This is a genomic window from Paraniabella aurantiaca (assembly GCF_050309965.1).
In the GTDB taxonomy this organism is placed as follows: domain Bacteria; phylum Bacteroidota; class Bacteroidia; order Chitinophagales; family Chitinophagaceae; genus Niabella.
The window spans coordinates 2,632,424-2,651,863 of the sequence record NZ_JBLOSY010000001.1; the positions used below are offsets into that span (position 1 = coordinate 2,632,424).

15 protein-coding genes are annotated in these 19,440 nt (G+C 42.2%); 8 read left to right on the plus strand and 7 right to left on the minus strand.

Going from position 1 to position 19,440, the window contains the following annotated elements; genetic code table 11:
- Positions 1-28 precede the first annotated feature (28 nt).
- From ACLOAU_RS11475 to ACLOAU_RS11490, 4 genes are all read left to right on the plus strand, one after another.
- Positions 29-3,166 (plus strand): efflux RND transporter permease subunit, encoded by a 3,138-nt coding sequence (locus ACLOAU_RS11475; protein WP_427862011.1) that lies wholly within the window; start codon positions 29-31, stop codon positions 3,164-3,166.
- A gap of 247 nt (positions 3,167-3,413) precedes the next feature.
- Entirely contained in the window at positions 3,414-4,049 is a 636-nt protein-coding gene (gene infC / locus ACLOAU_RS11480; protein ID WP_427862012.1) for a translation initiation factor IF-3, read from the plus strand.
- 67 nt (positions 4,050-4,116) lie between these two features.
- Complete coding sequence (locus ACLOAU_RS11485; RefSeq protein ID WP_427862013.1) at positions 4,117-4,956, plus strand: sugar phosphate isomerase/epimerase family protein; 840 nt, start codon at positions 4,117-4,119, stop codon at positions 4,954-4,956.
- 534 nt (positions 4,957-5,490) lie between these two features.
- Complete coding sequence (locus tag ACLOAU_RS11490; RefSeq protein WP_427862014.1) at positions 5,491-8,178, plus strand: 4-alpha-glucanotransferase; 2,688 nt, start codon at positions 5,491-5,493, stop codon at positions 8,176-8,178.
- A 3-nt stretch (positions 8,179-8,181) separates the two neighbouring features.
- Here the strand turns inward: ACLOAU_RS11490 and ACLOAU_RS11495 are convergent, their stop codons facing one another.
- The 4 genes from ACLOAU_RS11495 to ACLOAU_RS11510 form a co-directional block, all read right to left on the minus strand.
- Positions 8,182-8,691, minus strand: a complete 510-nt coding sequence (locus ACLOAU_RS11495; protein WP_427862015.1) for a hypothetical protein — start codon at positions 8,689-8,691, stop codon at positions 8,182-8,184.
- 318 nt (positions 8,692-9,009) lie between these two features.
- A complete protein-coding gene (gene tnpA, locus ACLOAU_RS11500) occupies positions 9,010-9,492 on the minus strand; it encodes an IS200/IS605 family transposase (protein ID WP_427862686.1) in 483 nt (160 codons plus the stop codon).
- Positions 9,493-9,531: 39 nt separating this feature from the next.
- Entirely contained in the window at positions 9,532-10,200 is a 669-nt protein-coding gene (gene deoC / locus ACLOAU_RS11505) for a deoxyribose-phosphate aldolase (protein ID WP_427862016.1), read from the minus strand.
- 10 nt (positions 10,201-10,210) lie between these two features.
- Entirely contained in the window at positions 10,211-11,770 is a 1,560-nt protein-coding gene (locus ACLOAU_RS11510) for a fibronectin type III domain-containing protein (RefSeq protein ID WP_427862017.1), read from the minus strand.
- A gap of 145 nt (positions 11,771-11,915) precedes the next feature.
- Here ACLOAU_RS11510 and ACLOAU_RS11515 point away from each other — a divergent pair, with 145 nt between their 5' ends.
- Positions 11,916-12,305, plus strand: coding sequence for a DinB family protein (locus tag ACLOAU_RS11515; protein ID WP_427862018.1), 390 nt, complete (start codon positions 11,916-11,918; stop codon positions 12,303-12,305).
- A 300-nt stretch (positions 12,306-12,605) separates the two neighbouring features.
- The gene (locus tag ACLOAU_RS11520) at positions 12,606-14,186 is read left to right on the plus strand and encodes a M20/M25/M40 family metallo-hydrolase (protein ID WP_427862019.1); all 1,581 of its coding nucleotides are present in this window, start codon (positions 12,606-12,608) and stop codon (positions 14,184-14,186) included.
- Between the two features lie 12 nt (positions 14,187-14,198).
- On the opposite strand, the gene ACLOAU_RS11525 is transcribed toward ACLOAU_RS11520, so the two are convergent.
- From ACLOAU_RS11525 to ACLOAU_RS11535, 3 genes are all read right to left on the minus strand, one after another.
- Positions 14,199-14,543, minus strand: coding sequence for a hypothetical protein (locus ACLOAU_RS11525; protein ID WP_427862020.1), 345 nt, complete (start codon positions 14,541-14,543; stop codon positions 14,199-14,201).
- A 163-nt stretch (positions 14,544-14,706) separates the two neighbouring features.
- Positions 14,707-15,237 carry a hypothetical protein gene (locus ACLOAU_RS11530; protein WP_427862021.1) on the minus strand — a complete coding sequence of 177 codons (531 nt, stop codon included), beginning with the start codon at positions 15,235-15,237 and terminating at the stop codon, positions 14,707-14,709.
- A gap of 171 nt (positions 15,238-15,408) precedes the next feature.
- Positions 15,409-17,937, minus strand: a complete 2,529-nt coding sequence (locus ACLOAU_RS11535) for an ATP-dependent Clp protease ATP-binding subunit (RefSeq protein WP_427862022.1) — start codon at positions 17,935-17,937, stop codon at positions 15,409-15,411.
- A gap of 179 nt (positions 17,938-18,116) precedes the next feature.
- Between ACLOAU_RS11535 and ACLOAU_RS11540 the strand changes: the two genes are divergently transcribed.
- Entirely contained in the window at positions 18,117-18,500 is a 384-nt protein-coding gene (locus ACLOAU_RS11540; RefSeq protein WP_427862023.1) for an STAS domain-containing protein, read from the plus strand.
- A gap of 31 nt (positions 18,501-18,531) precedes the next feature.
- Complete coding sequence (locus tag ACLOAU_RS11545; protein ID WP_427862024.1) at positions 18,532-19,437, plus strand: ribonuclease Z; 906 nt, start codon at positions 18,532-18,534, stop codon at positions 19,435-19,437.
- Positions 19,438-19,440: the final 3 nt, after the last annotated feature.

A 19,440-nucleotide genomic window follows, 5' to 3' on the forward strand; every position in this document is an offset into this window, starting at 1 on the left:
TGTTACCTGTCGTTCAAAATAGTATTCAATGATCGCAGACGTATTTATAAAAAGACCGGTTACCGCCATCGTGGTATCGATCGTAATTGTGTTGGTAGGTATTATATCGATGCTTACGTTACCCGTTGCCCAGTACCCGGATATTTCGCCCCCCACCGTTCAGATAGCCGGTAACTTTACCGGTGCAGATGCGCAAACGGTAGAGCAAACCACAACCACTGCTATGGAGACCCAGATCAACGGTACTCCAGGTATGACTTATATGACCAGTAACAGTACCAGCAGCGGTCAGAGCAGCATTACCGTTAACTTCCAGGTAGGCACTGATATCAATATTGCCACACTTGATGTACAGAACAGGGTGAGCGTGGCTGAGCCTACTTTACCGGATGCTGTAAAAAGATTGGGTCTTACCGTTCGTAAACGTAATCCCAGTATCATGATGGCTCTGGCTTTCTATTCACCTAATGGTACACATGACGCTACTTTCATCGGGAACTATGTAAACCTGTATGTAAAAGATGCCCTTGCCCGTGTAAAAGGTGTAGGTGACATCTTCTCCAGGGCAGATGACTTTAGTATGCGGGTATGGCTGAACCCTTCTAAAATGGCAGCGCTGGGTGTTGCCCCAGCAGAGATCAATGCTGCATTACAGGAACAAAACCTGCAGGCGGCCGCTGGTACTATTGGAGGTAACCCGCAAAGTGGCGAGCAGGTTTTTGAATATAGTCTGTTGACCAATAGCCGTATCAATACACCTGAACAATTTGAAAATATTGTGGTACGTACCCGGCCAACAGACGGCAGCATTATTTATCTTAAGGATGTGGCGAGGATTGAGTTAGGTAAATTTGATTATACGGCCAATGCTTTCGTAAGCGGTAAGCCTGCTGCTTTCCTGCTGATCTACCAGGCGCCGGGCGCTAATGCGTTAGATACTTATAAGGGTATTAACGAAGCTTTAGAAAGGCTGCGTCCTACATTTCCTAAGGATATAGATTTTAAAGTACCGCTGGAAACAGCTACTGTGGTACAGGTTTCTATTAACGAGGTAATGCATACGCTGGTGGAAGCCCTGATACTGGTGGTGCTGGTGGTGTATCTGTTCCTGCAGAACTGGCGTGCTACTTTGATCCCCGTGCTGGCTATTCCTGTATCATTGATCGGAACCTTTATCTTCTTTAACCTGCTCGGCTTTACGATTAATACACTGACGCTCTTTGCCTTTGTATTGGCAATTGGTATCGTGGTAGATGATGCCATTGTGGTGGTGGAAGCCATTCAGCATAATATCGACAGCAGGGGTATGTCTCCCAAAGACGCGACTATTAAGGCGATGAAGGAGATCTCGGCCCCGGTAATTGCGATTGCATTGATATTGGCAGCGGTATTTATTCCCGTAGGATTTATACCGGGCATCGTAGGGCGGCTGTACCAACAGTTTGCCATCACTATTGCCGTATCAGTATTACTATCTGCATTTGTGGCCTTGTCACTTACGCCGGCATTGAGTATGTTAATGTTAAAACCCACTGCAGCATCGGGCGACCGCAAGAAAAATGTACTGGATCGCTTCTTCGACAGGTTCAATAACTGGTTTAATAAAGTAACGCTGGGTTATACCAAAAGTGTGGGTAAATGGATCCGTAAAACACCTTATGTGGTTACACTTTTAATAGTGGTGATCGCAGCCATGATCTTCCTGTTTAAAACTAAGTCTACGGGCTTTATTCCAACAGAAGATGAGGGACGTATGTTTGTGACATATGAACTACCCGAAGGTACCAGTACAACACGGAGCATTGCTATGATCAAAGATATTATGAAACGTGTGGAAGCCCTGCCCGAAGTAGATGTAGTGGGGGGGCTTGCGGGTTTGAATATTATTAGCTTTAGTAATAAATCGAACGTAGGTACCATGTTCGTTAAATTAAAGAAATGGGACGACCGTAAGGGAAGTGAGCATGATGTGAATGCCGTTATTGGCAAAATAATAGGTTCAACCAAGGATATCAAAGAGGCTAGGGTAATGCCGATTGCGCCTCCTGCGATTCCGGGGCTGGGGCAAACCGCCGGCTTTACGTTCCAGTTGCAACAAACAGGTTCTACCGATGACGTTAATAAATTTGAGGCTGTAGCCAATAAATTCCTGCAAACGGTAAATGCGCAACCGGCCATAGGAAGGGCTTATACCTTCTTCAATGCCCGCACACCAAGTTACCAGGTAAATGTAGACAAAGAGCTCGCAAAGAAAATGGGTGTTAACGTAGCGGAAGTGTACACTACCCTGTCTAACTTCCTGGGAAGTAGCTATGTAAATGATTTTAATATTTACGGGCGAAATTTCCGGGTAATGACACAGGCTGATTATACTTATCGTGGTTCGCTCGATAATCTGAAAGATTACTATGTGCGTAATAGCCTGGGTAATATGGTGCCGTTGAATATGCTGGTTACTACCAAGCTCATAGAAGCACCGGCAGTGGTATCTCACTATAATATTTACCGTTCGGTAGAGATCAACGGATCACCCAAAGACGGCTTTAGCAGCGGTGAAGCGATTGAGGCGCTGAGAGAAGCTGCTAAGACCTTACCGGCTGGTTATGGTTACGAGTTTTCAGGAATGAGCCGGGAGGAGATTGCGGCAGGGGATCAGCAAACTACGATCTTCGCAATTTCTATTGTGTTTGTGTTCCTGTTTCTGGCCGCTTTGTATGAGAGCTGGTCGGTTCCTTTCTCTGTATTACTGGCAGTGCCTATCGGGGCATTTGGTTCCATTTTGGCGTTGACATTATTACCGAAATTGTCCAACAATGTATACGCTCAAATCGGTTTGATCACGCTTATTGGTCTGGCTGCTAAAAATGCCATATTGATTGTGGAGTTCGCCAAAGAGCGTGTGGATAAAGGTATGGATGTGGTGCAGGCTACGCTGCAATCGGTTAGATTGCGTCTGCGCCCCATCATTATGACTTCACTGGCCTTCATCTTGGGGGTAGTGCCGCTGATGATTGCCACAGGAGCAGCTTCCGTTAGCCGCCGAACCATTGGCTGGACTGTTTTCGGAGGGATGCTGGCAGCAACATCGCTTGCAATCTTTATCGTGCCGGTGCTGTATGTATTGATTACTAAAATGGCGTACCGGAAGAAGCGGAAAACTGCCTGATAGTCAGGTTTAAATAAAGGGAAATAGCCGGAAACTGGGGTTTTCGGCTATTTTATGTTAAACAGGTAATTTCGAGTAATTTGGTAAGATAGTTGCTGATATGAATCTGTTAAAAATAAAATTGAAATACTAAGTTTAATTCCCATCTTTGTAAAAATTTTTTAACATGCCATTCCCGTATGGCATTAAAAAAAGCAAAATAAACAATGCTTCTCAACGGGGAAGGAGCATAACGAATCATTTTTAGATGGCAGTACCACAAAAACCAACTTTTAACCGTCCGCCCGGCGCGGGTGGTCCTTTCAGGCCAGGTGGCAATAAACCAAACAGAGGAAACTTCAGAGGACGATTACCACAGAAAGAAGCAGAACACCGCATTAATCATCACATCAGGGTACCGCAGGTACGATTGGTTGGGGACAATGTTGAAGTAGGAATTTATTCTACCCAGGAGGCATTGAAGATTGCTCAGCAGCAGGAACTGGATCTGGTAGAAATATCTCCGACCGCAGATCCGCCTGTTTGTAAGATCATCGATTATAATAAATTTTTGTACGATAAGAAGAAGAAGGAAAAGGAGATGAAGGCTAAGAGTAAGGCGACTGAGATCAAAGAGATCCGGTTTACCCCTAATACCGACGATCATGACTTCGACTTCAAGGCTAAACATGCTGAAGGCTTTTTAAAAGAAGGCAATAAAGTAAAAGCCTATGTACAATTTAAAGGCCGCGCCATCCAGTTCCAGGATCGTGGACAATTGTTATTGCTGAAGTTTGCAGAACGTCTTGCAGAATTTGGCACATTGGAAAACATGCCCAAACTGGAAGGCCGCAGGATGCTTGCAATGATAGCTCCTAAAGGAAGCGCTAAGAAAAGTAAATAGGAAATATTTGAAATATTTATCCAGAAACCATCTGCATTTGCAGATGGTTTTTTATTTTAGCCTGAGTATGAAAAAAAACAATCTAATTATTGCTTTCAGCTTTATGATAAGCTGCCTGGTACAGGCCCAGGACAAGCGCCCCGACCCCCAGCCCCCTGTAGATACCTACGAGAAGTTTAAAGTAGGTGTAGCCGGTTACACATTCGCACATTTTGGTATTGATACAGCTTTGGCTACTATGGAGAAAAGTGATGTACATTACCTGTGCATTAAAGATTTTCATCTGCCGCTTAATAGTGATGCTGCTACTATTGCAGCCTTTCACGAGAAGCTAAAGTCGAAAGGCGTAACGGGCTATGCAGTAGGGCCCATTTATATGAAGACAGAAGCCGAAGTAGACAGGGCTTTTGAATATGCCAAACGTGTAGGCGTAAAGATGATCGTAGGAGTGCCTAACTACGAGTTGCTTCCCTATGTTAATAAAAAAGTGCAGGAATATGATTTGAAGTACGCCATACACCTGCATGGTCCGGATATGAAGCTCTATCCGGATGCGGATGATGTTTGGAATAACGTGAAAAACCTCGACCATCGTATGGGCATGTGTCTCGATATCGGACATGATACCCGTAATGGCAAGGATCCTGTAGCTGATCTTAAAAAGTATCATACCCGTATTTTTGATATGCACCTGAAAGATGTTACCGCTCCTACAAAACAGGGCTACTCAGTAGAAGTGGGCAGGGGTATTATCGACTTCCCGGCTTTTGTAAAAATGATGCGGAAAGTGGGTTACTCCGGAATATTAAGCCTCGAGCACGAGCGTAATATGAAGGCGCCTTTTGCAGGTATTGCCGAGTCTATCGGGTATATCAGGGGGGTGATCAGAACCACAAAAACCAAGTAATTAAAATATCTGTATAAAGCAACAGGCCGCATCAGCAGAGATGCGGCCTGTTGTGTTTAATAGAAAGAGAAAAGTATCTTAAGCAAAAGCCCCGCTTTGAAAGCAGGGCTCTATAATAAATCGATGAGAAGCCGGTTCTAAATAATGTCCATAGCCTTTACAAAAAAGGTAGTAACAAAAGGCAGGATCAAAGTAAGCCAGGGCCAGTGTGTGAAGCAGGCAAATACAAACCATGCTGTAAAAACAAGAAATAAAATCCACATTAAACCCTTATTCTTTGTACCTGAAGACATATTTTTATAGTTTGGTGCAAATTTAAGTGTTGAAGCGCACATATACAATATGCCCTTAGAAACTTTTTGAAATAAATAGATATTCACCTATTTTCGTTTTGTGTATGTTGTACACAATAACGTAAATGCCATTGTATCACATGAAACGCCCATGTAACATGTTCCATACACAGGGAATGTTGCATGGGCGTTCCATCCGGCAAAATCAATCGCGGCGAAGCCGCAACTAAAAAATATACGGATGAAAGTCATTTTCTATATAAAATATCATACCCGTTTTGGTGAGCGTTTGGCTATAGTTGCGAATGCAAAAGAGCTTCAGTCTTCCAATGGCTATGTGGATATGCAGTATTTAAACGACGAATACTGGAAGCTGGAAACTCAAATCGATATTGCAGATTTACCGGGGCAGGCATTGCAATACAAATACATATTTATTGATAATGACGGAACCCGGACCGAAGAGTTTCAAAGTCCCAGGAACCTGGTACCCGAAGATAAAGACACGGCTGTTTTAAAAGTGTACGATACCTGGAACTATGCAGGAGATGTAATCAATACCTTCTCTACAGCTCCTTTTCAAAAAGTATTGTTGCCTCAGCGTAAGGCTTCAGGTGTAAAGCCCGGCAAGAATACAACGCATGTATTTGCTGTAAAAGCTCCTTTGATCAATAAAGACGAAGTGGTATGTCTTTTAGGTGATTGTGATGCTTTAGAGAAATGGAATATTGAAACACCGGTTTTTTTAAAATTCGACGGCGAGCAGTGGATAGCAGCATTGCAACTGGGTGATGTGCAATTTCCCATAGCCTATAAATACGGTATTTACGATAAAGCACAGGGCCGGTTCAAACAGTTTGAGACAGGTGGTAACCGTATTTGTTTTGAGCCCGCTGCTCCTGGTGAAAGAGCTATGTTACAGGATGGCTTTATACGTATGGGAAACGAGCAGTGGCGGGGAAGCGGTATTGCGATACCGGTGTTCAGCCTGCGTAGTAAAGACGGGCTGGGTGTGGGCGAATTCAGCGATCTGAAACTGTTGGCCGACTGGGCCGTGAAAACGGGTCTGAAGCTGATACAGATATTGCCTATTAACGATACTACTGCAACCAATACCTGGCTGGATTCATACCCTTATGCCGCTATATCTGCTTTTGCTTTACATCCTGTTTACATCAACCTCGATGCTATTGAAGGTAAGAAAAGTAAAGAGCTAAAGGGTGCCATTAAAATCAGGAGAAAGCAGCTAAATGAACTGGCACATATAGATTATGAAGCGGTGATGCAATTTAAAATTGACGCTTTAAAAGAGCTCTATAATGAGCATGGTGCCGATTGCCGGAAAACTGATGACTATAAAGAATTTTTTGAAACGAACAGGCAATGGTTGACACCCTATGCTGCATTCTGTTACCTGAGAGATAAATTTAATTCACCCAATCCGCAGGAGTGGCAAACGAACAGCGTTTACAAGGATGCCGAAATCAATGATTTTTTTGATGTAAAAACCGAAGCTTATGAGCAGGTTAATTTTTATTGCTATGTACAGTACCAGTTACATCTGCAATTAAGTGATGCGGTGGCCTATGCCCATAAGAAAGGTTTGGTGATGAAGGGCGATATACCAATTGGAGTATACCGCTATGGCGCCGACGCCTGGGTAGCACCTGAATTATATAAAATGGATGTGCAGGCGGGCGCGCCTCCTGACGATTTTGCTGTAAAAGGGCAGAACTGGGGGTTTCCTACTTACAATTGGACGCGTATGCAGCAAGATGGTTTTGCCTGGTGGAAAGAGCGTTTCAGGCAAATGAGTTACTACTTTGATGCTTTCCGTATTGATCATATATTGGGCTTCTTTCGTATATGGAGCATCCCTGTACATGCCGTTCAGGGAATTATGGGAACCTTTGATCCCTGCATCCCGGTTCACGTAAACGAGTTGGGTGAGCAGGGGATATGGTTCGACTATGAAAGATTTTGCCTGCCCTATATTACCGACGATGTACTGTACGAACGGTTCAGGGAAAAGGCCGATCATGTAAAAGCTCATTTTTTACAGAAATATGGCCCTCAGCAATATGTATTACGCCCCGCATTTGACACACAAAAAAAGGTAGAAGCACATTTTAAAGATCAGTCCGGTAGCGAAAATATTTTGCTGCGTGACGGATTGTATGACCTGATCAGCAATGTAATTATGTTTGAACAGCAGGGAAGCGGCCGGACCGGTTTTCACTTTAGGATTGCTTTGGATCAAACCAGCTCGTTCCGTCATTTACCGCCACAGGTAAAAGAAAAGATATGGGCTTTATATATAGATTATTTTTATCGCAGGCAAAATGATTTCTGGAAAAAGGAATCGCTGAAAAAGTTACCTCGCCTGAAGGCCGTGACCAATATGCTGGTATGTGGAGAAGATCTGGGGATGGTACCTGATACGGTTCCTGGTGTAATGAAACAGCTGGGTATATTAAGTTTAGAAATTCAACGAATGCCCAAGCAGCAGGATATTACTTTCTTCAATCCGGCTAATGCCCCTTATTTATCAGTGGTTACACCTTCTACCCATGATATGAGCACCATACGCGGGTGGTGGCAGGAGAACAGGGCGTTAACCCAACGGTTTTACAACACAGAGCTGGGACAAAGTGGAGAAGCGCCTTATTTCTGCGAGCCATGGATCAACCGTGCCATTGTATTGCAGCATTTATATTCACCGGCTATGTGGAGCATCTTTCAGCTACAGGATATATTGGGAATGAGCGCTGAATTACGCCGGGAAAATCCCGAAGATGAACGTATCAACGTTCCCGCTAATCCGCAACATTACTGGCGCTACCGTATGCATATCAGCCTGGAGCAATTGATCAAAGAGAGAGGCTTCAACGATGAGCTAAAAGGATATGTGCAGCATAGTGGCCGTTAATGACTAAAACGAAACTGTTTCATAACGAACGTTAAACATGCCTTCGTATAAAGACGAGTCTTTAATAAATGTGCCCTGGTACAGGCTATCTTTTTTCAGGTAAACAGCGAATTTTCCAAGAACGCGGTTGTCGATATTATCAAAGCCCATAATCTGGAACGAGTTCCGTTTAAGCGAATCCAGGCTATATCGTTGAGCGATGCTGGCGCAGTATTCGCAGGTAGGAATGATAGTTCCGGCATTAAATTGCTTTGACTCACCCGTGTATTGCGGCTTCTTAAAAAAGGAAATCGTAAACCTTTCGTTATTGTCCCCCAGGGCCATCACATGCATCATACTGTCTTTGGGGTTGTAAGTAGCGGATATAGAATTGGCCTTCCAGTTGGTTCCGTTCTTTTTAGCTCTGAATGTAAATTCAGTAGTAGCGTTTTCTTTCCTGTTGGAGTGTAGTTTTTTCGAGCTTCCAACAACTATCATTAATAGAGAAGCAGCCAGCAGGGTTATTAATTTCATAGAGATTTGTTTCAATGCGTTTTGAATAATAATTATTGAATGGAAACGCATTCATCGATCATAACGCAACAGCAGATTGAAATTTAGCAGCCTTTATTCGACCCCTTCAGGGTCGTTGTCTGCACATGCTATGTTTCTATAGATATGTGACTCCTTCGGAGTCATATAGGCATATTTTTACCTGGTACGCTTTAATATGCAGATCATACCCTTAGATCATAGGGGTTAAGAGAATGTCGGACTGACGATTCCGAAGGAATCGAATATTTATAGAAAAAATTGGGAGATGTTGCCCGACTCCGGAGGAGTCGAATGTTATTATTCGGAAATAGATTCCGGATCAATCCAGTCAAATAGATATTCATCTTTATGCTCTATTTGAAAGTCGTTTAAGAAATTGTGGTACTCTTCTTTAAACGATTGTTTCTTGTGGTGCTCTTTTTGATTATTAATGTATGTGATCAGATTATCCAATGAGGAATGGCTATGAGAAAATGCACCATAACCTTCCTGCCATTGAAATCTAAGTTTCGAAAATTGTTTCTGATTTATAAAATCGTTGGATGATTTTTTCACCTCCCTAACCAAATCGGAGATGCAGCAATTAGGCTTCATCCCTAGTAGAATATGAATATGGTCTGGCATCCCGTTAATACAAAGTAGTTTTTGGTCCTTATTTCTGATAATTCCGGATAAATACATATAGAGTTCTTTTTCCCAGGCAGAATCGATCAGGCTTTGGCGTCCTTTAACTGCGAAAACGATATGTATATATATTTGAGAGAATGTTCCAGGCGTAATAAATGTTTATCCATTTCAGTACTACTTATCTGTATACAGCTAATAATTCCCTTCGCCCTTACCGCCTTCTACGATCGCAACACTGGCACTGCAGCCCAGGCGGGTAGCTCCGGCTTCTACCAGCTGCCTGGCAAAAGCATAATCGCGGATGCCGCCACTGGCTTTGATACCCGTGTGTTGAGGTAAATGTTTTTTAAATAATTCCACGGCATGAATGCTGGCGCCCTTCTCTGCATAACCAGTGGAGGTCTTCAGGTAGTCGATACCGGCAGGACCATATAATTCACAACATTTGATGATCTCTTCGTCTGTTAACACGCCACTCTCAATAATGATCTTAACCGTTTTTCCTTTTTCTTTGATGATGGGAATAAGGTGATTGGCTTCATTGGCCAGGTATTGCCAATCGTTATTTTTGAGAGCTATCAGATTAATGACTATATCCAACTCATCGGCACCATCTACGATGGCTAAAAGTACTTCTGCCAGTTTAGCTTCAATTGCCGAATATCCAAATGGGAATCCTATTACTGTACAGGTTTTCACAGAACTCCCTTGCAATAATTCTTTTGTTTTTTTTACGAATGGCGGAGGTATGCATGCCGATGCAAATCCATATTGCCTGGCTTCTGCACAAACTTTTTCGATGTCGCTGATTAAGGTCGTAGGTTTTAAAATGGTATGGTCGATAAAATGATTGAGTTGCATATAATAAAGGTTATAAAAATTCAATAAATAGTTTTTCGGGAATTTCATAGTAGCTATCAGATCGCTTATACAAAGTGCCTACAGAGATCAGGCCTGTACTGCTTTTAAATATTCTGAACGGATAGTATTTAGTAGCAATCGTTCGAAGATGTTGAAAGCTGCTCGAAGAAAAAACCTCGATAGTTTTCTCATCTGAGCCTCCAAATATTTCGTTCGTTTGCTGGTCGAAGCAATAGGTCCAGAATTTTCGATTGATGTTTTGAAGTTGTCCTTGCTGTTGAAGATTTTTGCCAAATATATTTCCAGTGATATTGGTAATAAACCTTTTACTATTATCCGTAAACATTTCAAATATTTTACCATGAACAGCGTATGCATTAATTTCCAGGTCTTTTTGCTCTTGGGTTATTTGACCCGCCTCGTTAAAGCTGTAATAACTAATTCCTAAACCTGATGGCGACATAGCCAGCTCAATCATTTCAGTATTTGAGCCCGGAATTTTTTTTATCATCCTATCGTTCCAAAATCCACCCTGCTCTACCAGGTTTTTGCCCGACCGGGAGAAAACCCTCAGCGGTTTATTCATCCAGGCATCAGTATTAACGAAGAGGAGTCCATTATTGTAAAAGAGGAAGCCAGGTTTTACGCCGGCACCTACCTGTATTTCATCTTTTTTTGCTAATGTTAGGGCGTCATAAATAAAGAGCTTGCCGGTAGAAACAGGTACGTAAAGTTCTTTATTGCCATTATAAATACCCATGTCACAATATCCAATTGGAACGCCTGTATTGGTGCTATGGGTGACTCTGTCTGCATTTATATCAAAGATTTGGATTTCTCCGGTATTGCTAAAAAAATAAATTAAACCTTCATTCGAATTATATTTTACATCGAAAGCTTTGATATCTGCCAGTTTAATCTCTTTTCGGACATAGTGTTGTTCATTGCTTCTTACCTCCAACGGCGCATATTGAAACTGGAAAGTCGCCTGGTAGGTAACGTTTGTTGTAAACGGAATGTTTTTGTCGGTAAAGACTGTTTTGTTCGGATCCCCAATCCGGGTTAACCTGATCCAATCTCCTTTCTCTTCTTTACGATACAGGTAATATGTTCCAAATAGGAAAGATTTATAGTTGGCGCTCCATTTCAGTTGTACACTGTCCCCGTTTGTTTTCAAGGGCTGAAGCGTTATTGTTAATGAATCTGTCTTAATGGGGCGGATATTGCTTTCAAGGGTGTCGCCATTAGACAACTCCGCAACAATTTTATATTGAAGGCTGGTATGCGGCACTATTTCCCTATCTGCATAGTTAGTAAAGTTTGCAGATGTGGTAGCGGTCTGCGACCACTGCAATCCATTGTCGGATTTGAAAATAATGTATTGTTTCAGCCCCGGGGAGTTTACTTTGCTCCAGTTTAAAAAAATAGTATCGTTAGATTGGGTTACTGGGTTAAGTTGCACCGAAAGCTTGGAATGGTCTTCAATAGGACTGTCTTTTTTTTCACATCCTGTTATCCCCAATGCTACAACTACAATGAAGATCATTAGTTTATTTGTTAGGCCTGCCATAACTGCGAAGGTAATATTTTAAGCTGTTGAGAAGCATCATGAAATATGGGTAAATAGGCTAGCCAACACCCTAAGTATTATAGCAGATTTCATACGCTCAATGTGTATTCTTAGTAACTTTCAGCTTTCATTTAAATCGAAAGCCATGGATACATTAAAACAATTAAGAGAAGAATTAACAGCCGAGTATAACACCACAAAGAAATTCCTGGACGAATTTCCCGAAGGTAAAAACGAATATGCGCCTCATGAAAAGAGTATGAAGCTAATGCACCTGGCGCAGCATATTACCGAAATTTTTGGATGGCCGGCACACATGTTGAACACAGAAGGGTTAGATTTTGCTGAAGGTGATAAACCCGAACTTTATGAAACGCGTCAGCAATTGCAGGACGCTTTCGAAAAGAATTATGCCGAATCGATAGAAGCCCTGGAAGGGGCTACTGAGGCGGATCTGGAGCCTACTGGTTCCTGGCCTACAAAGGCAATAAACTGGCTGAATGGACTAAGTATGCAGCCATCAGGCATGCGTTAAGCCAGGTAACGCATCACCGCGCACAGTTGGGTGTTTATTATCGTTTGAACGATATTAAAGTACCGGGAAGCTATGGCCCCTCGGCAGATGATCAGAAATTTTAGCAGCACAAACTTTGTCTGAAAGGCGGCTGTAATAAGCCGCTTTTTTTATGCATTGCCGGTTTTGTAATGGGGGTTGAAACCGGGATTAAGCACATCGGATCGTGGCTTCCATATAGGAATATCTTGTGAATTTAACCACGATAAATGTTTACATTCGGTGGTCCATTCATTTTTGCACAAGTTTAAATAGATTAGTATGCTTTGTTTGAAGAAATCTCTTATTCTTCCGCTTTTTTTAGTACCTGTTACGATGATGGCCCAGCGTGGACCAGGACGACCGGCACAGTTGCCCAAAGACCCTGTTGTTGAAGCTATCGTTGCTGAAGGTGAACAAGGGTCCCAGCTAGAACAATTGGGACATGAGTTGCTGGACGGGATAGGACCAAGGTTAGTAGGTACACCCGAGATGAAACAGGCGGGTGATTGGGCGATAGCCAAATACAAGAGCTGGGGTATTGCTGCTCATAGCGAGAAGTGGGGCGAGTGGAGAGGCTGGCAGCGAGGCCCTGCTCATATTGATATGGTATATCCACGTCTTAAATCTTTAGAGGGTACACAACTGGCCTGGAGTCCCGGAACCAACGGTAAAGCAGTTACCACTGAAATTATTCTTTTACCCGACGTAACGGATTCGATAACATTTGCAAAATGGTTGCCGGCAGTAAAAGGAAAATTCGTTATGATCTCCATGTTGCAACCAACCGGTCGCCCTGATAATAACTGGAAGGAATTCGGCACTGCTGAATCGGTTATTAAAATGAATAAAGAAAGAGATGCTTTAACAGAAGCCTGGGCCCAGCGTATTCGCAGAACGGGCTATACAACCCGTACATTGCCGGCAGCGCTTGAAAAAGCCGGTGCATCAGGTATCATTTCCAGTTACTGGTCAAAAGCAGTAGGAGCCAATAAGATATTTGGAGCCAACACTAAAAAGATTCCTACAGTTGACCTCTCTTTAGAAGATTATGGATTATTGTATCGCCTTGCGCAATCGGGTACCACACCTAAACTAAGTATGAAAATCGATTCCAAAGAACTGCCCGTAGCAGATGCGTTTAATATTATCGGCGAAATAAAAGGAGTGGAAAAGCCTAATGAGTATGTGATCCTGTCAGCACATTTTGATTCCTGGGATGGAGCCACAGGCGCTACAGATAACGGCACCGGTACTTTAACGATGATGGAAGCCATGCGTATCCTTAAAAAGGTATATCCCAACCCTAAGCGCACGATACTTGTAGGCCATTGGGGAAGTGAGGAGCAGGGATTGAACGGTTCCCGGGGATTTGTAGAAGATCACCCGGAGATCGTTGCTAATATACAGGCTGTATTTAACCAGGACAATGGAACGGGCCGGGTAACCAGTTTACAGGGACAGGGATTTCTACATGCTTACGACTACCTGGGACGTTGGCTAACTAAAGTACCTCAAAATGTTCGCCAGTATATCGAAACCAGTTTTCCCGGCCAACCAGGTACAGGCGGCTCTGACTTTGCTTCTTTTGTAATGGCAGGTGCGCCCGCATTTTCATTAAGTTCTTTAAGCTGGGATTACGGTACTATTACCTGGCATACCAACCGGGATACTTATGATAAAATTGTGTTTGATGATTTGCGCAATAATGCAATTCTCACTGCGGTTCTGGCCTATGCGGCAAGTGAAGACCTTCAGAAAACATCCCGTGAAAAAATAGTATTGCCAATTGAAGCGGAAACGGGTAAACCTAAAGAATGGCCTAAGCCGGTTTCGCCAACCAGGAGGGGAGGCCTGGACTAAGCCTCGCTGCAGCTACTGCAATTCACTAATGGAGAATTGTTTTTTTAATAAATAAACTTTAAAGATACGGGGGGACGAAAGTCCCTCTTTCTCATGATAATACTTCACCAGCTTCCACCCATTTTTAGACATAAAATTTAGCGCTTCAATAGGCAGGTCTATCTTATAGATACTATCGGATAAGTATTTGAATTTTTTCTCCAATACCTTACTTCCAAAGGATAATTTAATGTTGGGAGTGCTGGTTACAAAGGGAGGATTGGCGATCATTTCACAGTATTGCTCTACAACTGTTTGCTTTTGGGCGTTGGTATGTAACGAGGTTATTAGCAAAGCAAGGACCACAATTTTTTTCATAGCTTTTACCGCATGACGAGCCAAAAGATTTGATGGTTGCAAATTACCTGGCAATCTTCAGGTAGTAAGTATACCAAAATGGTGTTTACGGAAGATGTACAATAAACACCATTGATAGCGGCTGTATCAATTGGTAGTCTTGATCTTGATACAGCCGCTATTTTTATATTTTCTCTTTTCTTATTTTTTGCTTTGCTGACTCCAGCTCCTGTTTTGCCTGTTCCAGTTCACGTTTAGCTTCTTCCAGTGATTTTTGTATTTGTGGTTGCAGATTAGCCGTAGCTAATTTAACCTGCTCTTCAATTTTTTCTTTATCAATTTTTGCAAGTGCCAGGCTTACCTCTTCTTTTATCTTTTGTACATCTACTTTTGCTAATGCTGATTTAGCCTGCAGCATTGCATCTTCCACATTGTTATGAATATCTTCGAGATTAATACTTTCTATAGCCTTTGCCATTTCTCCGGAGATATCACGCTCTTTTAACGATTCAGTTGCTTTTTGCAATTGAGCAATGGCCTCATTTAGTTCAACGATTTTGATATCACATTTACGGGGCACAGTATCAGTTGTATTAAAGAACCTGCTAAACATACCGGATGTCATAGGTACACTCCAGGAGGCTAATGTAATAATACTGATAATGGCTATGGCAAATAGAACGAGTGTGCTGCTTTTTGGTTTTGAAAATTGCATGATGTTATTATTTTGATGAAAGATTACGAATTAAAAGTACGACGTTGTTCGTAATAAATTAAACTAACTGGTTCTATTATGTAAAGTTTAACAATTCTACTGTGGATGTCTGGGTAAAAAAACACCCCGCAAAATTTTGCGGGGTGTGCTATCTATAATTAAATATTTGTTTTACGCTTCCTGCGCGTCTGCTCTTTCTTTTATTGAAAAAACCAGCTTGTCAGCTTCTTTATCAAAACCTACTTCCAACACATCGCCTGGTTTTACATGCATATTCAGGATCTCTTCTGCCAGCGGGTCTTCCAGGTATTTCTGGATGGCCCTGTGAAGCGGACGGGCTCCGAACTGCTGATCATAGCCTTTATCTGCAAGAAATGCTTTTGCATCTTCTGTTAAGCTAAGGCCATAGCCAAGGCTTTCAATGCGTTTCAGTACACCCTTCATAGAGATATCTATAATGCTGAAGATATCTTCTTTGGTCAGGCTGTTAAAGATGATCACGTCATCAATACGGTTTAAGAACTCAGGGGAGAATGTACGTTTCAACGCTTTTTCTATTACCGCTTTATTCTCTTCATCTTCATTTTGCAAACGTGACTGTGTGGCAAAACCTACACCTGCACCAAAATCTTTTAACTGGCGCACACCAATATTCGATGTCATGATGATGATGGTGTTTTTAAAATCCACCTTTCTACCTAAACCATCAGTTAACTGTCCATCATCCAATACCTGTAACAGGATATTGTAAATGTCCGGGTGTGCTTTTTCTATTTCATCCAATAAAATAACACTGTAAGGCTTGCGACGTACTTTTTCAGTAAGCTGTCCACCTTCTTCATAACCAACGTACCCGGGAGGTGCACCAATTAAACGGCTTACTGTGAATTTCTCCATGTACTCACTCATGTCTATACGAATCAGCGAATCTTCCGAATCAAACAGGTATCTTGCCAGTGAACGCGCCAGCTCTGTTTTACCTACACCGGTAGGACCTAAGAAGATAAAGCTTCCAATTGGCTTCCTGGGATCTTTCAGACCAACGCGGTTCCTCTGGATGGCTTTTACAACTTTCAGAATCGCGTCATCCTGGCCTATCACCATGCCTTTCATGTCTTCAGACATTTTGCGGAGTTTCTCGGTTTCTGCTTCAACCATCTTTCTAACAGGTATACCTGTCATGATATTAATTACTTCAGCGATGTCTTCATCTGTTATGGGGTAGCGTTTGTGTTTACTTTCTTCCTCCCATTGCAATTTAGCACGCTCCAGTTCCTCTGCCAGTTTTTTCTCCGTATCCCGTAAAGATGCAGCTTCTTCAAACTTCTGGCTTTTAACCACACGGTTCTTTTCTTCTTTTACATCTTCTATTTTTTTCTCAAGCTCCACAATATTATCAGGAACATTGATGTTTTTCAGGTGAACCCTTGCGCCTACTTCATCCATCACATCAATGGCTTTATCGGGCAAAAGTCGGTCTGTAACATAACGATCACTCAATTTTACGCAGGCTTCCACTGCTTCATCGGTATAGGTTACGCTGTGAAATTCTTCGTATTTCGATTTTATATTATTAAGAATCTGTATGGTCTCATCTACGCTTGGCGGGTCTACAATCACTTTTTGAAAACGACGATCCAGGGCTCCGTCTTTTTCAATGTGCATACGGTACTCATCCAATGTAGAGGCACCAATGCATTGCAGTTCACCTCTTGCTAAAGCCGGTTTAAAGATATTGCTCGCGTCTAATGAGCCGCTAGCACCGCCGGCGCCAACAATGGTATGCATTTCATCGATGAACAGAATCACATCACGATTCTTCTCCAGCTCGTTCATGATGGCTTTCATTCTTTCTTCAAACTGGCCACGATATTTAGTGCCGGCTACTAAAGAAGCCAGATCTAATGAAATAACTCTTTTGTCAAACAACACGCGGCTTACACGGCGTTGCACAATGCGTAGAGCAAGGCCTTCCACAATGGCGGTTTTACCCACACCTGGCTCACCAATTAAAATAGGGTTGTTCTTTTTACGGCGACTTAAAATCTGAGATACCCGTTCAATCTCTTTTTCCCGACCCACAATAGGATCAAGGTTGCCACTTTCCGCAAGCTTGGTTACATCGCGGCCAAAATTGTCAAGAACCGGTGTTTTACTTTTAGTATTTGATTTTGACGCCGATCCTTTAGACTGCTGGGAATATTTCTTGTCGTCTTCAAAATCATCGTCGTTCTCATCACCAAATTCTGCCCGTGGTTCGTTCGATTTTACAATGCCTAATTCCTGGCGAAACATATCATAATCCAAATCAAACTGATTTAAAATTTGTGTAGCGATGTTTTCTTTGTTTTTTAAGATAGATAACATGAGATGCTCAGTTTCTACCTGGTTGCTTTTTAAAGCCTTTGCTTCAAGCACAGTTACGCGTATCACTTTTTCAGCCTGCTTGGTAAGCGGGAGGCTGTTGATGTTAGCGATATTCTTTCCTGTTTTGTCTTTAATTGCTAATTCAATTTCCTTACGCAGTTCAAAAATATCTATATTAAAACCTTTCAGAATTCGTATAGCTGTATTATCTCCCTCACGTATTAAACCTAGCAGCAAATGTTCTGTGCCAATAAAATCATTTCCTAACCGGAGAGCTTCCTCCCTGCTGTATGAAATGATTTCTTTTACCTGAGTTGAAAAATTATTATCCATATTTTGTAGATAAAGTGATTAGTTACAATATTAACAAATATATTTGGTACTGGTTTACGTTATTTGTAAACATGAGCACCAGACTTTAGCTAAACCCAACCTCTCTTTAAAGAGCATTAGGACCTAAGTTTTTAGCGTGTTGTTTATCAAATATACCATTACCCAAATTCGTACTTAACATGCAGGTCAAAATAGATACCAAAGAGAAATTTCACGTCATCACGCCAATTGAGCCGATACTTTCTGCTACAATGACAGATGGAATAAAAGTAGCGTTGCTTCCTTTTTTACAAAATGATGTGAAAAATATAGTGCTCGATATGAGCGCTGTAACTGCCTTAGATGCAGACGCAGCCGAGTTAATGGTACAAATTCAGCGTGATTTTTATGAGGCTAATGCATCGTTTGTATGCTGCTGTTTAAACGAAACGGTAGAAGCTTTTTTGGCAGATAGTGAACTTTTAGAGCTTTTAAATGTTGCGCCCACCCAAAGCGAGGCAGCAGATATTGTACAGATGGAAGAAATAGAAAGAGAGTTAATGGACGATGATGTGTTGGAATGATGTTAAATTTACACTTTAGTTTTTACAACCAATGTTTGCGGTAACTATACTGGGTAATAATTCTGCAGTGCCTGCGTTCGACAGGCATCCTACCAGCCAGGTATTGACAACGGCGTCGAGAAGCTTTTTAATAGATTGCGGGGAAGGAACACAGATCCAGTTAATCAATTATAAAGTTAGGCGGAGCCGCATTTCGCATATATTTATTTCTCACCTGCATGGTGATCATTATTTCGGGCTCATTGGGCTGATTAATTCATTTGCATTACTAGGGCGTCAGCAGGACCTCACCATTGTAGCGCCGGAGCCTCTGCGCCAGATCATAGAGCTGCAGTTAAAGGTAGCCGACACCAAACTGTGCTTTAACCTGCACTTTATTGCTATTACTCAAAACGGCGTTTTGTTACAATTACCTGATATCGAAGTGAGCTGTTTCAGAACCGATCACCGGATTGAATGCTATGGCTTTGTTTTTAAAGAACTGCGCAACCCAAGACGCCTGGATATTGTAAAAGTAAAGGAGCACAATATTCCTGTAAGCTTTTATGATAACCTGCAAAGGGGGGAGGACTATAAAACTGAAGCAGGTGAAGTGATCTCCAATGACTCATTGACGATACCGGCCCCTCATCCTAAAAAGTATGCTTTCTGCGCTGATACGCGTTATGATGAGAGGATTATAGAACCTATACAGGGCGCAGATATGATTTACCACGAAACTACCTATCATGATGCCCTGTCTGAAATGGCAATAACACGCTTTCACTCAACTACCAGGCAGGCGGGTAAAATTGCACAACTGGCGGGTGTCAAAAAATTGCTGATCGGGCATTTTAGTAGTAAATATGATAAGCTGGACGAGTTTGAAAGAGAAACACGCGAAGTTTTCCCCAATACAGATCTGGCGTTGGAGGGGGTAAGTTATCTCCTGCCCTAGTTA